Annotated in this window: 14 protein-coding genes; 1 reads left to right on the top strand and 13 read right to left on the bottom strand. The window is 73.4% G+C overall.

Annotated elements, in window-relative coordinates; all coding sequences use genetic code 11:
• Positions 1-60: 60 nt before the first annotated feature.
• From ACI2LW_RS21625 to ACI2LW_RS21580, 10 genes are all read right to left on the bottom strand, one after another.
• Entirely contained in the window at positions 61-402 is a 342-nt protein-coding gene (locus ACI2LW_RS21625) for an antibiotic biosynthesis monooxygenase (RefSeq protein WP_404732829.1), read from the bottom strand.
• Entirely contained in the window at positions 395-1501 is a 1107-nt protein-coding gene (locus ACI2LW_RS21620; RefSeq protein WP_404732847.1) for a hydrolase, read from the bottom strand. The genes ACI2LW_RS21625 and ACI2LW_RS21620 overlap by 8 nt, the downstream gene beginning before the upstream one ends.
• A 266-nt stretch (positions 1502-1767) precedes the next feature.
• Positions 1768-2667, bottom strand: a complete 900-nt coding sequence (locus ACI2LW_RS21615; protein WP_404732828.1) for an NmrA/HSCARG family protein — start codon at positions 2665-2667, stop codon at positions 1768-1770.
• A 24-nt stretch (positions 2668-2691) separates the two neighbouring features.
• The gene (locus tag ACI2LW_RS21610; protein WP_404732827.1) at positions 2692-3525 is read right to left on the bottom strand and encodes a DUF6081 family protein; all 834 of its coding nucleotides are present in this window, start codon (positions 3523-3525) and stop codon (positions 2692-2694) included.
• A gap of 91 nt (positions 3526-3616) precedes the next feature.
• Positions 3617-4012 (bottom strand): PPOX class F420-dependent oxidoreductase, encoded by a 396-nt coding sequence (locus ACI2LW_RS21605; RefSeq protein WP_404732826.1) that lies wholly within the window; start codon positions 4010-4012, stop codon positions 3617-3619.
• A gap of 1 nt (position 4013) precedes the next feature.
• Positions 4014-5615 carry an MFS transporter gene (locus tag ACI2LW_RS21600; protein WP_404732825.1) on the bottom strand — a complete coding sequence of 534 codons (1602 nt, stop codon included), beginning with the start codon at positions 5613-5615 and terminating at the stop codon, positions 4014-4016.
• The gene (locus tag ACI2LW_RS21595) at positions 5612-6532 is read right to left on the bottom strand and encodes an NADP-dependent oxidoreductase (protein ID WP_404732824.1); all 921 of its coding nucleotides are present in this window, start codon (positions 6530-6532) and stop codon (positions 5612-5614) included. The genes ACI2LW_RS21600 and ACI2LW_RS21595 overlap by 4 nt, the downstream gene beginning before the upstream one ends.
• A 30-nt stretch (positions 6533-6562) precedes the next feature.
• Positions 6563-7201, bottom strand: a complete 639-nt coding sequence (locus tag ACI2LW_RS21590; protein ID WP_404732823.1) for a hypothetical protein — start codon at positions 7199-7201, stop codon at positions 6563-6565.
• Between the two features lie 235 nt (positions 7202-7436).
• Positions 7437-8423, bottom strand: a complete 987-nt coding sequence (locus ACI2LW_RS21585) for a zinc-binding alcohol dehydrogenase family protein (RefSeq protein ID WP_404732822.1) — start codon at positions 8421-8423, stop codon at positions 7437-7439.
• Positions 8423-9355: a 3-hydroxyacyl-CoA dehydrogenase NAD-binding domain-containing protein gene (locus ACI2LW_RS21580; RefSeq protein WP_404732821.1), complete on the bottom strand. Its 933-nt coding sequence runs from the start codon at positions 9353-9355 to the stop codon at positions 8423-8425. Before ACI2LW_RS21580 ends, ACI2LW_RS21585 begins: the two co-directional genes overlap by 1 nt.
• A gap of 72 nt (positions 9356-9427) precedes the next feature.
• Between ACI2LW_RS21580 and ACI2LW_RS21575 the strand changes: the two genes are divergently transcribed.
• Entirely contained in the window at positions 9428-9877 is a 450-nt protein-coding gene (locus tag ACI2LW_RS21575; RefSeq protein ID WP_404732820.1) for a nuclear transport factor 2 family protein, read from the top strand.
• A gap of 161 nt (positions 9878-10038) precedes the next feature.
• On the opposite strand, the gene ACI2LW_RS21570 is transcribed toward ACI2LW_RS21575, so the two are convergent.
• From ACI2LW_RS21570 to ACI2LW_RS21560, 3 genes are read right to left on the bottom strand one after another with little or no spacing between them, the layout of a single operon-like run.
• Positions 10039-10980, bottom strand: coding sequence for an exopolyphosphatase (locus ACI2LW_RS21570; RefSeq protein WP_404732819.1), 942 nt, complete (start codon positions 10978-10980; stop codon positions 10039-10041).
• The gene (locus ACI2LW_RS21565; RefSeq protein ID WP_404732818.1) at positions 10977-11525 is read right to left on the bottom strand and encodes a DUF501 domain-containing protein; all 549 of its coding nucleotides are present in this window, start codon (positions 11523-11525) and stop codon (positions 10977-10979) included. The genes ACI2LW_RS21570 and ACI2LW_RS21565 overlap by 4 nt, the downstream gene beginning before the upstream one ends.
• A 26-nt stretch (positions 11526-11551) precedes the next feature.
• On the bottom strand, positions 11552-12028 hold the full coding sequence (locus ACI2LW_RS21560; protein WP_404732817.1) for a septum formation initiator family protein: 477 nt from the start codon (positions 12026-12028) through the stop codon (positions 11552-11554).
• Between the last annotated feature and the right edge of the window lie 63 nt (positions 12029-12091).

Raw genomic sequence — 12091 nt, 5'->3', positions numbered from 1 at the left:
ACGGGAGCGGCACGGACGACGGGAACCGCCCGGGCGGCAGGAGCGGCGGGGGCGCCGGTGTCAGGACGGCAGGACCGACCCTTCCGGGGTCATGAAGACGGCCTTCGGCGGTCCCACCAGCCCGGGCAGGGAGCTCAGCGCCTCCCGCAGCCTCGCCGAGCGCGGGTCGGCGCCGAAGTTCTCCCGGTAGGCCTGTTCGCTCTCCCACTGGGCGTAGTTGACGACCGCGGTGCCGTCCGTGCTCGCGTGGTACGTGGCCGACAGGAAGCCGGGCACCTCACGGATCCACTCCTGCACCCCGCCCGTGGCCAGCTCCACCAGCTTGCGCTGGGTGGCGGGGCCGTCCACCGGGAAGGTGACGAGGGCGACAAAGCCCACCCGGGGGTCGTTCACTTCAGCCATCGTTGCTCCTCCTCAGCAGCTCTCCGGCATACAGCGCCGCTCCCGGCCCGAACTGCAGTCCGATGTGGCTCGCGGCCGCGTGCACATCGCGCCACAGACGCTGCATCGGACTGTCCTGCGCCTGCGCCCTGGTGCCCGCGCGGGCGAACAGCCGGTCGGTCGCGGCGGTCAGCAGCTCGGCCGCCAGGGCACAGTCCCGTGCCCCGCGGCCGACGAGTTCGCCGGTCACCCCGCCGGCGTCGGCGACCGCGGCGACCCGCTCCAGCAGCAGCTGGGCCGCGTCGATCTCACCGGTGGCCCGGGCCAGCGTGTGCTCGTACACCACCCGGTCCTGGGTCGACACGGCGTTCTGCCCGGTCGGCCCGGCCAGCTTCGCGGCGATCCACGAGGTCCACACGGCCGCGGCGCCGCGGGCCGCGCCGAGCATCGGCAGCGCGAAGGCCAGCCCGTTGACCGCCCGCATGGGCACGGTGTGGCAGAGGGCCCGGGCACCGGGGCCGAGGCCGGCCGCGATCGCCGCCCGGGTGCACGCCCGCGCGTCCGGCACGAACACCCCGTCGAGCACGAGGGTGTTGCTGCCCGTTCCGCGCATGCCCATCGGGTACCAGCTGTCCACGATCCCGTACGCCTCGCGCGGCACGGCGAAGAACCACGGCTCCTGCCCCGCCATGGCGCACACCAGCGCCCAGTCGGAGTGGTCGACGACGCTGACGAACGGCCAGGTGCCCGAGACGTGCCAGCCGCCCGCCGTCCGCTCGGCGCGGCCGAGCGGCATGAGGGCGCCGACGATCAGGGCGTCGGGGCCGTCGGACCACAGCTCGGCCCGGCCCTCGTCCGGCAGGTAGGCGGCCATCCGGCCGAGACTCGCCGTGAGCGACGCGTACCAGGCGGTCGAGGCGCAGGCCTCGCCCAGCACCGCGACCGGCTCCACGAGTTCGGTGAAGGTGGCGGCCCTGCCGCCGTGTGCCACCGGCACGAAGTGGGCGGCGAAACCGGCGTCGAGGACCGCGCGGACGACCTCGGGGCTCAGCCGGCGCCGCTGCTCGGCGTCGGCCGCCCGCTTCCCGGCGAGCTCGGCGATCCGGCGGGCCCCGGCCATCAGGGGTGAGCGCTCCCGCGTGCCCCGGGCCTCCTGGGTCTCCCCAGTCCGGGCCTCCTGGGTCTCCCCAGTCCGGGGCTCCTGGGTCTGGGTCTCCCCGGTCTGGGGCTCCTGGGTCTGGGTCTCCCCGGTCTGGGGCTCCTGGGTCTGGGTCTCCCCGGTCTGGGGCTCCTGGGTCTGCTGGGCCTGCTGGGTCTGCTGGGTCTGCTGGGCCTGCTGGGCCTGCTGGGTCTGCTGGGCCTGCTGGGTCTGCTGGGTCTGCTGGGTCATCGCGTCCCCGCTCCCGCCGGGTCCATCGGGGCCCAGCCGGTCCTGGCCAGCCACTGGTCGAGGGTGAGCAGCCCCGGGAACCGTGCGCGCAGCGCGGGGATGTCGGCGTGATAACCGATGCCGTTGAGCCAGGTGTACGAGATCGCCTGCCACTCGAAGCCCGTGCGGCGCAGCTCCGGTATCGGCACCGAGACGAAGCGGGCGGGCAGCCCGGTGTGCCGGCCGAAGGCGTCCGCGATCTGCTCGCCGGTCAGCTCGTCCCCGGCCAGCTCGATCTTGGCCCCGACGAAGGTGCCGGGGTCGTCGAAGGCGTCGGCCGCGAAGTACCCGATGTCGGGGCCGCTGATCATCTGGAGGGTGTTGGTGGGCCCCAGTCCCCGCCGGAAGGTCAGCACGCCGTCCTCCATGACGAGGGGCGACATGTCGTGGTTGAGGTTCTCCATGAAGTACGACGGCCGCAGGAAGGTGAAGGCGAGCTCGTTCTCCTGGATCCGCTGCTCGATCGCCAGCTTGGACAGCCGCCAGTTCACGCCCTCCGGCCGCTCCGCCCCGCCGACCGAGCTGTGGACGTAGTGCTGGACGCCGAGGTCGCGGGCGGCGTCGGCGCAGATCTTGCCCTGCCGCTCCTCGCCCTCCACGCCGGCCGGTGTCATCGGCGTCTGGATGCTGAACACGCCGTACGCGCCCTTCATCGCCGCGCGCACCGACTCGGCGTCCTCGAGGTCGCCGGTGTGCAGGCTCGCGCCGAGCTCCCGCAGCTCCTTGGCCCTGGGCGCGTCCGGGTCGCGCACGAAGGCGCGGACGGTCCAGCCGCGTTCCAGCAGGTACCGGGCCGTGGAGCCGCCCTGCTTGCCGGTGGCGCCGAGGACCAGTACGGGCTTGTTCTCATCGGGCATGACTGTGCCTTTCGTTGGTCGTCGTCACGAGTGGCGCGAACCGGCGGGCGCGGTGGACACCGAGAGCCGGCGCACCGAGAGCCGTGCCCCCTGGCCGAAGTGGCGCTCCAGGAAGAGGCCCAGGCCGAAGGTGAGGCCGCGCGGCCGTACCGACTCCTCCCGGCCGCCGTTGTCCCGCCGCAGCCAGCGCGCGTCGAGCGAGCGGAAGCCGATCCGGTCCACGGACAGCACCTGACGCCCGTCGGCCTTCCAGTGGGCGGTGCCGGCCGCGGCGTCGTAACCGACCTCGAGCCGGTGGAGCGTGCCCGGGGTGCGGTCGGCGACCGGGACGCAGTAGGTGAAGGCGGCGAAGCGGGCGTCCGGCTGGAGCGCGAGCCGCTCGTAGACCGCGTAGAGCCGGCTGTGCGTGAGGAAGAAGTCGAAGATGATGCCGGTCTCGAGATCGACCGATATCAGACCGCCCGCGCCGAGCCGGGGGTCCGCGGTCGGCTCGGTCACGTCGTCGTAGGGCTGGGAGCGCAGGCCGAAGCCGCGCAGTCCCATCTCGGCGGTGACCGACAGCAGTTCGCCCGGTCGCGCGGTGAAGCCGCCGCGCGCCGAGGCGGTGCCGCCGGTGGTGAAGGCCCCCCACCGCAGGTGCACCGGGGCGCCGTCCGGCCCCGGCTTCGGCTCGGTGAACGCCGGCCGCCTGGTCCGGGGCTGCAGGGCGCTCGGCACGACCTTCAGGCCGTCCGGCCCGCCGCGGACCACCCCGTCCCCGCCGGGGAGACCATCGACCGGGCGCAGCCGCCACGGCGCGCCCGGTCCCTCGGTCACCAGTCCCCCGGTGAAATCCTCATGGAAGATTTCCGTGCTCATCCGGCCCTCCCCGTGGTGTGCCCGTCCTACGGGCTCCACCCTGGCAAGAGGGCATCGAGGTCCGCTCGAAGCGGAGTCGAAGGCGTCCGGGTCAGACGTTGCGGCCGCGCTGGGCGGGGTCGTCGCCCAGGCCCCAGGTGATGATGCGCCTGGGGTGGATGCGGATCATCGCGGTGCCGAAGTACGGGTGCGGCGGCTGGGCGTCGGTCAGTGCCTCGGCCCGGCCGCGCACTTCGACACCGCGTACGTTCCACGGCTGGGTGGAGATCAGGTCGTCGACGACGAAGGCGACCTGGTCGTGCTTGCCGATGTTGCGGAACTTCTTGCTGGCCGTCAGGTTGTGCCCGCCGATGTCGATGGTGCCGGTCTCGGTGTTGATCCGGAAGGAGACGGGATTGACCTGGGGCTGGCCGTCGGGCGCCACGGTGGCCAGCCGGCCGAGGTTCTGGGAGGCGAGGTACTCGAGCTCGTCAGGGGTGAAAGGCATGTCAGCTTCCTTGGGCCTTGGTTCGGTCGGTACGTGCCCGGCCGGGCACGGGGCCCGCCGCGGGCGGCTGTTGCGGGGTGGTGGAGGGCAGCCAGCGGAGCACGGCGAGGGCCCCCGCCAGGGCGACCACGGCGGCTGCCCCGGCGGCCAGATGCATGGCGTCCACGAAGGCCTGCCGTGCGGGACCGGCCAGTCCGCTCACTCCCAGCCGGCCGGCGGCCAGGAGCGTGGCGTCCAGGGACTCGCCGGCCTCGTGCCGCGCGGAGGGCGGCAGTACGGCCAGCTCGTCCTCGATGCCGCTGCGGTAGGCGGCGCCCAGGACGGAACCGAGCACCGCGACGCCCAGGGCGCCGCCCAGCTGGCGCACGGTGTTGTTCATCGCGGAGGCCACGCCCGCCTTCTCGCGCGGGATCGCGTTCATGATGGACACGGCCGCGGTCGGCATGACGCAGGCTACGCCGGCTCCCAGCGCGGCGAACAGGACGAGGATCAGCCACAGGGGAGCGTGCTGGGTCACGAGGACGACTCCGGAGAGTGAGGCGGCCACGGCCAGCATGCCCGCCGCACACACGTTCCGGGGGCCGATCGAGCGCACCAGGACCGTGCTGAGCGGGCCGCAGACCACGTTCGCGACGGCCAGCGCCACGGTACAGCTCCCGGCCTGCAGCGGGGTGTAGCCACGCACGCTCTGCAGGTAGAAGGCGCTGAAGAAGAGGAAGCCCATCATCGCGAAGCTGACGAAGCCGACGGCCGCGACGGCGGTGGAGAACGCCTTGAGCCGGAAGAAGCCGAGCTCCAGCGAGGGTTCGGCGGTACGGCGTTCGTGCCAGAGGAACACGCCGAGCAGGCCGAGGCCCGCCAGGCCGGTGCCCCAGACCGTGGGCCGGGCGAGCCCGCCGGTCCGGCCGGCCTCGATGACCGCGTGGACGAGCAGCACGAGACCGGCGATGGACAGCAGCAGCCCGGCCGCGTCGACGCGTTTGCCGGCGGCGCCCCGGGTCTCGGGGACCAGCAGCACGACCGCGACCAGGCAGACCGCCACGATCGGCACGTTGACCAGGAAGACCGAGCCCCACCAGAAGCGGGCGAGGAGCAGCCCGCCGGTGACGGGCCCGATGCCGAGGGCGAAGCCGACCGAGGCGGCCCAGATCCCGAGGGCCTTGGGGCGCTCCTGCAGCGGGAAGACGGCGGCGATGGTGGCGAGGGTGCTCGGCAGGACCGCCGCGCCGCTCACGCCCATGCAGGCGCGGGCGGCGACGAGCTGCTCCGGGGAGCCGGCGTAGGCCCCGGCCAGGGACGAGAGTCCGAACAGGCCGAGGCCCAGCAGGAGTACGCGTCTGCGGCCCATCCGGTCACCGAGCACACCCCAGGTGAACAGTGTCGCCGCGAAGGCCAGGGTGTAGGCGCTGAGCACCCATTCGACCTGGCTGTGCGAGGCGCCGAGGCCGTGCCGCGGGTCGGTGAGGGTGCGCAGCGTCACGTTGAGCACGGTGTTGTCGAGGATGATGCTCATCAGGCTGAGGACCATCACCGCGAGGACGGCCCAGCGCCGTGGATGCCCCTCGTGCACCGGGCCGCCCGGCCGGACGGGAGCCGTGGTCACTGGTCCGGCACCAGGACGAGCTTGCCGCGCACATGGCCCTGCTCGAGCCTGTGGTGGGCCTCGGCCGCCTTGGCGAAGGGGAAGACGGCCTCGACGTGCGGCCGCAGCCGGCCCTCGGCGCACAGCGCGGCCAGGGCGGCGAGCCGCTCGGCGGACCGCTCCACCCGCGGCATGACGATGCCTTCCTGGGCGGCGGCGCGGAAGTTGGCGGTGGTGGCGATCCGGCCGCGGTCCGCGACGAGTTCGAGCGACACGGCGAGCGCCTCCGGCCCACCGTGGCAGTCGAGGGCCGCGTCCACGCCGTCCGGGGCGAGGGCGCGCACCCGGTCGGCGAAGCCCGGACCGTAGGCGACGGGCAGCGCGCCCAGCGACCGCAGGAACTCGTGGTTGTGCTCGCCGGCGCTGCCGATCGCCGTGCCGCCCCGCTCGCGGACGAGCTGGACGGCGAGGCTGCCCACGCCGCCGGCCGCGGCGTGCACCAGCACGGTGTCGCCCCGGCCGACGCGCAGTGCGTCCAGGGCGATGCCGGCGGTCTGTCCGACGGCCGAGAGCGACCCCGCGACCTCCCACGACAGCTGGGGCGGTTTGGCGGTGATCTGGTCCGCGCCGACGGCGAGCAGTTCGGTGCCGGACCGCATGACGGCGAACCCCAGCACCTCGTCGCCGGGCGCGAACCCGGTCACCTCCGGTCCGGTCCGCTCGACGACCCCGGCGAACTCGTTGCCGATGATCTGCGGGAACTCGACCGGATAACGCCCCCGCATGCCGCCGGACCGCACCCGGCAGTCGAACCCGTTGACCCCGACGGCCCGCACCCGGACCGTCACCTGGCCGGCGGCCGGCACCGGCTCGGGAACGTCGATGAGTCCCAGTACGTCCGGCCCGCCGAACTGGTGAATGGCTACGGCCTTGGGCATGCGTCTCCCACTTTCGCTCGTCGCTGCTTGCTACTTCTTGACCTGCGTGCTGGCCAGCACGGTCGGGGGCTTGGCCGGGTCGGGGAAGCACTGGAACGGGCCCCACTCGTCCAGGATCGGCTGGTAGCGGTACCAGTAGAAGCCGGGCTTCTCGTAACTCGAGCCGCCAGGGCCGAAGTTGAGCGTACCCGTGGCCTTCGGCGCCTTGTAGACGACCTTCAGCGTCGGCAGGTCGAACTCGACACCGCCCTCGAACGGGCCGGAGGCGCTGACGACGATGTCCTTGCCCTCGACCTTGACCTTGAGGGTGGAGTGGCCGAGGCCGCTGCCTCCGGTGAGCCTCACCTTCTTGACCTTGGCGCCGTCCGGGATCCGGTAGGCGACCCGTACGTCGGTGACGGTCTTGTTGTACTGGGCGAAGGCGGTGATCGGGGCCGGGTCGTACGTGGCCTGGAACTTCTTGCCCGCACGGACCGAGGACGGCACGGTGACGTCGAACCCGCGCCGGTAGTCGTAGACCGGGTGGGTGTTGCCCTGCACGTAGGTGCGGCACTCGTACGGCACGTCCACGTTCGCGGCGTGCGCGCTGGTGCCCAGGCTCGTGACGGCCCCGAGGGCGAGGGCGGACGCGGTGGTCAGACGTATCACGTGCTGACGCGACGAGGTCATGGGACAGGTCTCCTTCTCACTGTGGGAACACGGAACTCTTTGAACACGGACTCCCGGCACGCCGACTCCTGGCGCGCGGACTCCCGGCACGCCGCTCCTGGCGTGCGGACTCCCGGCACACGGACTTCCGGCACGCCGGCTCCCGGCGTGCGGACTCCGGCGTGCCGGCGAACGCGGCCCGGGACGGAGATCGGGCCGGGACGTAGATCGGGCCCGGGACGGAGATCGGGCCGGGTCAGGGAATGAGGACGACCCGGCCCAGCTGGGCCCTGGCCTCGAGGACGGTGTGCGCCTCGGCGGCCCGCTCCAGGGGCAGCCGGGCGTGCACGGCGGACTTCACCTGTCCGTCGAGCAGCAGCCGGGTGAGTTCGGCGACGCCCGCCGCGTACTCGTGCGGGCGGCCGAGCCGCCAGGCGGACAGTGCGAAGCCGGTGACGTACTTGATGCCGATGAGGTCCATCACCGACACCCGCGGTATCTCCAGCTCGCCGCCGGACGAGCCGTAGAACACCAGCCGGCCGCCTGGGGCGAGCAGGTCGACGCCCTGCCGCAGGACCCCGGCGCCGATGCCGTCCAGGATCACGTCGGGTCCGCGTCCCCCGGTGAGTTCGCGGACCTCCTCGGCCCAGTGGGGTGAGCGGTGGTCGACGACGGCGTCGGCACCCACGGCGCGGGCGAACGCGCGCTTGCCGGCCTCGCCCGCCGTGCCGATGACCCGGCCGGCCCCGGCCGCCCGGGCGAGCTGGACCGCGATGTGGCCCACGCCCCCGGCCGCGGCGTGCACCAGCACCGTCTCGCCCTTGGCCGGCCGCCCGCTCCGGCAGACGCCGAGGGCGATCAGTCCGGTGCCGGGGAGGACCGCGGCCTCGGCGGCGTCCAGCTCCTCGGGTACGGGCACGACGGTGCCGGCGTCGACGACGACCTGCTCGGCGTAGGCGCCGTACAGAGTGAAGGCGCCGGCCCGGTCCCCCGGGCGCAGGACCGTGACGCCGCGTCCCACCGCGGTGATCCTGCCGACCACGTCACCGCCGAGGACGACGGGGAAGACGGGCTTCCACATCGGCGCGGGGAAGACCGCGCGCCGCATCTGGATCTGCGCGTGGCCCACGCTGACGGCCTCGACGGCGATTCTCACCTGGCCCGGGCCGGGCTCGGGGACGGGGCGCTCGGCGACGTACAGGACGTCGGGATCCCCGTACCGGTCGAACTGCACGGCACGCATCACTTCGTCTCCTCCTGGGCCTTCCGGGGCTGCCCGGTCCGCCCCAGGGCGGCCAGGACGGCGTGGTGCCGGTCGTCCCGGTCCCGGACCAGCTCGGCGTAGCTCCGGTGGCCGTAGGCGGCTTCGGTCTGTTCGACCACGGTCCGCACGGCCTCGGGGGTCAGGGCGGGCTCTCCGAGGCCGCGCCAGCCCTGTTCGAGGCCGCTGCCGAGATGCTCGAGCCACTTGCGCAGGCCGCCCGGCCCGCCGCCCAAGTGGAACGCGTGGAACGGTCCGACGGTGGACCAGCGCAGCCCGATCGAGCCGGTGACGATCCGGTCGAGCTCCTCGACGGTCACCACGCCTTCGAGGACCAGGTGGATGCTCTCGCGCAGCAGCGCCGACTGGAGCCGGTTGGCGGCGAAGCCGGGCAGCGCCCTGCGCAGCACGACCGGGGTCCGTCCGACCGACTCCAGGAAGGCCACCGCCCGCTCGATCGCCCCCGGGTCGGTGCGTTCCCCGCCGAGCACCTCGACCAGCGGAACGATGTGCGGCGGGTTGAACGGATGGGCGACGACCAGCCGGCCCGGTCCGGGCATGTCCCGGGTCAGGTCGTCGGGCAGGAGTTTCGACGTCGAGGACAGCACGAGGGCGTGGTCCGGTGCGGCCTCGCCGATCTCGGCGAACAGCCGCTGCTTGAGCGGCAGGTCGTCGGGGGCGTTCTCGGAGACGAGGTCGGCCCCGGTCACCGCGCGGCCGACGTCCGGCTCGTACTCGATCCGCGCCGCCAGTTCGTCCGCCCGGTCCGGGGAGAACAGTCCGAGCCCCTCGCGCACGACGCGCGGGGCGTCGGGCCTGCGGCTGTTGACCCGTACGGTCAGCCCGCGGGCGCTGAACAGATGGATCCATCCCAGGCCGATCGTGCCCGCCCCGATCACTGTCACGGTGCTCATGGGACGAGGCTGACAGGGGCCGCTCGAACCCGGCTCGAGCGGGCTTCGAGGCCACGGCGCGACCGTTGCCGCATGACCATCACCGCGCTTCCCACCGGCCTGTACGCAGAGGTCCTGTCGTTCTACGGCCACCAGATGCAGAAGCTGGACGGCCGCGACTTCGCCGGCTACGCCGCGACCTTCACGGAGGACGGCGAGTTCAGGCACTCCCCCACGCTGCCCGCCGCGCACACCCGTGCCGGGATCCGCGCCGTCCTGGAGGACTTCCACCGCAAGTTCGACGCCCGCAGGATCCAGCGCCGGCACTGGTTCAACCAGGTGGCGCTGAGCCAGGCGCCCGACGGCTCGGTCACGGCGACGAGCTACTGCCTGGTGCTCACCGTCCATGCCGGCGTCAAGGAGCCCGAGTTCGGCCCGAGCTGTGTCGTCCACGACGTCCTGGTCCGGGGCGAGGACGGCGAGCTGCTCCTGCGCTCCCGCCACGTCACCCACGACCACGTCCGGCCCGACGAGGGCGAGTGAGCACCGCGCAAGCCGGCCGGCCCGGGCCCGCACGGGACCGCGGAAGGGGCCGGCCCGGGACCGAGGGGTCCTGAGCCCGGCCCCTCCGCCGAGGTGGGCGGCCGGCGGGACGTCCGCCGCAACCTGTGACCGGTCAGGCGGCCGGTCAGGTCACCGACCGGTCAGGCCACCGACCAGGCGATTCCGTCCAGGATGTCGTGTTCGCTGACGACGACCTCCTGGGCGCCGATCCGTTCCATGATCGCCAGGAGGATCAGGGCGCCGGCGCCGATGACGTCGACGTGGCCCGGGTGCAGGGACGGGATCGCCGCGCGCTCGGCGTGCGTGGAGCGCAGCAGGTGCTCGGTGATCTCGCGGACGCGGTCGTGGGAGACGCGGGAGTGGTGGATGGCCGCCGAGTCGTACTCGGGCAGGTCCTGGGCGATGGCCGACACCGTCGTCACCGACCCGGCCAGGCCCACCAGCGTGTGCGCCGCGCGCAGCGGGACCGTCTCCTCGGCGAGGTCCAGGGCCGCCTCGATGTCGGCCCGCATCGCGGCGATCTGCTTCTCGGTGGGCGGGTCGCTCACCACCCCGTCCCGGACCAGATGACGCTCCGTCATGCGCACGCAGCCCACGTCCACCGAGCGGGCGGCGCTCACGTGTTCGCTCCCCACGACGAACTCCGTGGAGCCGCCGCCGATGTCCACCACCAGGAAGGGCCGGGCGAGGTCCGCACGCCCCGTCAGTTCCTTGGTCGCGCCCGTGAAGGAGAACTCGGCCTCCTGGTCGCCGGTGATCACCTCCGGTTCGACGCCCAGGATGTCCACCACGCCGCGCACGAACTCGTCCCGGTTCTCGGCGTCCCGGGAGGCGGAGGTGGCCACGAAGCGCAGCCGCTCGGCGCCGTGCCGCTCGATGATCCCGGCGTACTCGCGGCAGGCCGCGAAGGTCCGCTCCAGCGCCTCGGGGGCGAGCCGTCCGGTGCGGTCCACGCCCTGGCCGAGCCGCACGATCGTCATGCGCCGGTCCAGCTCGACCAGCTCGCCGGTGGCGGGGTCGGCGTCCGCGACGAGCAGCCGGATGGAGTTCGTGCCGCAGTCGACGGCGGCGACCCGGGTCACCGGTCCCCCTCCCCGGTCTCCTCGTGGTCCGCGGGCACCGTCACGCACGGCCCCTTGCGCCACCACTCGGGCAGCAGGGCGATCGCCTCGTCGCCCAGCGGGTTCACGCCCGGCCCGGCGGCCAGCGAGTGGGCGACCAGGACGTGCAGGCACTTGACCCGGTCGGGCATGCCGCCCGCGCTCGGGAAACCGGTCAGCTCCTCGATCTCGTCACGGCGGCGGATGTAGTCCTCGTGCGCGGCGCGGTAGGCCGCGGCGAGCTCGGGGTCGGTGGCCAGCCGCTCGGTCATCTCCTTCATCACGCCCTCGGCCTCCAGCGTGCCGATGGCCGACGCGGCGCGCGGGCACGTCAGGTAGTACAGCGTCGGGAAGGGCGTGCCGTCGGGCAGCCGCGGCGCGGTCTCCACGACGTCCGGCTGTCCGCAGGGGCAGCGGTGCGCGATGGCGCGCAGGCCGCGCGGCGGCCGTCCGAGCTGCTGCTTGAACGCCTCCACGTCCGCGTCGGTGGGTGCGGTGCGCTCGGTGGGCGGCGGGGGTGTTTCCATGCCTGTACGAAGATCTCTCTCTGCGTTCACCGGTGGGCGGCGTCGGACTTGTCGACGCCGTACCAGACGTTCGTGTACCAGGGGCGGCGGGCCGTCTCCCGCTCGGTGCGCGACTGCCGGGCCGGCCCCGGGTCGACCACGGTGTACCCGGTCTCCCCGGGCATCACGTAGTGCAGCCGCTGCCGGATCTGCTGCTCGGCGTACGCGTCGTCCTGCCAGCGTGCCTTGAGGTCGCGCAGCTGTTCCACCCTCTGCTGGGCCTGCTGCCTGTCGTGGCGCAGATCGGCGATCTCGGCGCGCTGGGAGACGTACTGGCGCATCGGGTAGGCCAGCGCCACCACCAGTGAGCAGACCACCAGCGCGAGCAGCGCGGCGCGTCCGGTGAGCCGGGAGCGGCGGGCCTGCCGCCGGGTCTGGGAGCGGTAGACCCGGGCCGCGGTCTGCTCGCCGAGCAGCCTCAGCCTGGTCGCGGTGGAGAACCGGTCCCGGTCCCTGCCAGCCATCGTCCCGCCTTCCGTTCCCGTCCCTCGCGGTGGTCCTTCACGTCCTTCACGCGCGTACGTCCC

Source organism: Streptomyces sp. NPDC004065 (assembly GCF_044903565.1).
Taxonomy (GTDB): domain Bacteria; phylum Actinomycetota; class Actinomycetes; order Streptomycetales; family Streptomycetaceae; genus Streptomyces.
Note: the sequence above shows the minus strand (reverse complement) of the source record. Positions and strands in the feature narration are given on the sequence as shown.

What these genes read in the sequence shown, in the direction of transcription:
- ACI2LW_RS21625 (WP_404732829.1), bottom strand. Translation starts at nt 402, where the DNA reads ATGGCTGAAGTGAACGACCCCCGGGTGGGCTTTGTCGCCCTCGTCACC.
- ACI2LW_RS21610 (WP_404732827.1), bottom strand. Translation starts at nt 3,525, where the DNA reads ATGAGCACGGAAATCTTCCATGAGGATTTCACCGGGGGACTGGTGACC.
- ACI2LW_RS21575 (WP_404732820.1), top strand. Translation starts at nt 9,428, where the DNA reads ATGACCATCACCGCGCTTCCCACCGGCCTGTACGCAGAGGTCCTGTCG.
- ACI2LW_RS21560 (WP_404732817.1), bottom strand. Translation starts at nt 12,028, where the DNA reads ATGGCTGGCAGGGACCGGGACCGGTTCTCCACCGCGACCAGGCTGAGG.
- ACI2LW_RS21605 (WP_404732826.1), bottom strand. Translation starts at nt 4,012, where the DNA reads ATGCCTTTCACCCCTGACGAGCTCGAGTACCTCGCCTCCCAGAACCTC.
- ACI2LW_RS21620 (WP_404732847.1), bottom strand. Translation starts at nt 1,501, where the DNA reads ATGGCCGGGGCCCGCCGGATCGCCGAGCTCGCCGGGAAGCGGGCGGCC.
- ACI2LW_RS21580 (WP_404732821.1), bottom strand. Translation starts at nt 9,355, where the DNA reads ATGAGCACCGTGACAGTGATCGGGGCGGGCACGATCGGCCTGGGATGG.
- ACI2LW_RS21590 (WP_404732823.1), bottom strand. Translation starts at nt 7,201, where the DNA reads ATGACCTCGTCGCGTCAGCACGTGATACGTCTGACCACCGCGTCCGCC.
- ACI2LW_RS21595 (WP_404732824.1), bottom strand. Translation starts at nt 6,532, where the DNA reads ATGCCCAAGGCCGTAGCCATTCACCAGTTCGGCGGGCCGGACGTACTG.
- ACI2LW_RS21585 (WP_404732822.1), bottom strand. Translation starts at nt 8,423, where the DNA reads ATGCGTGCCGTGCAGTTCGACCGGTACGGGGATCCCGACGTCCTGTAC.
- ACI2LW_RS21615 (WP_404732828.1), bottom strand. Translation starts at nt 2,667, where the DNA reads ATGCCCGATGAGAACAAGCCCGTACTGGTCCTCGGCGCCACCGGCAAG.
- ACI2LW_RS21565 (WP_404732818.1), bottom strand. Translation starts at nt 11,525, where the DNA reads ATGGAAACACCCCCGCCGCCCACCGAGCGCACCGCACCCACCGACGCG.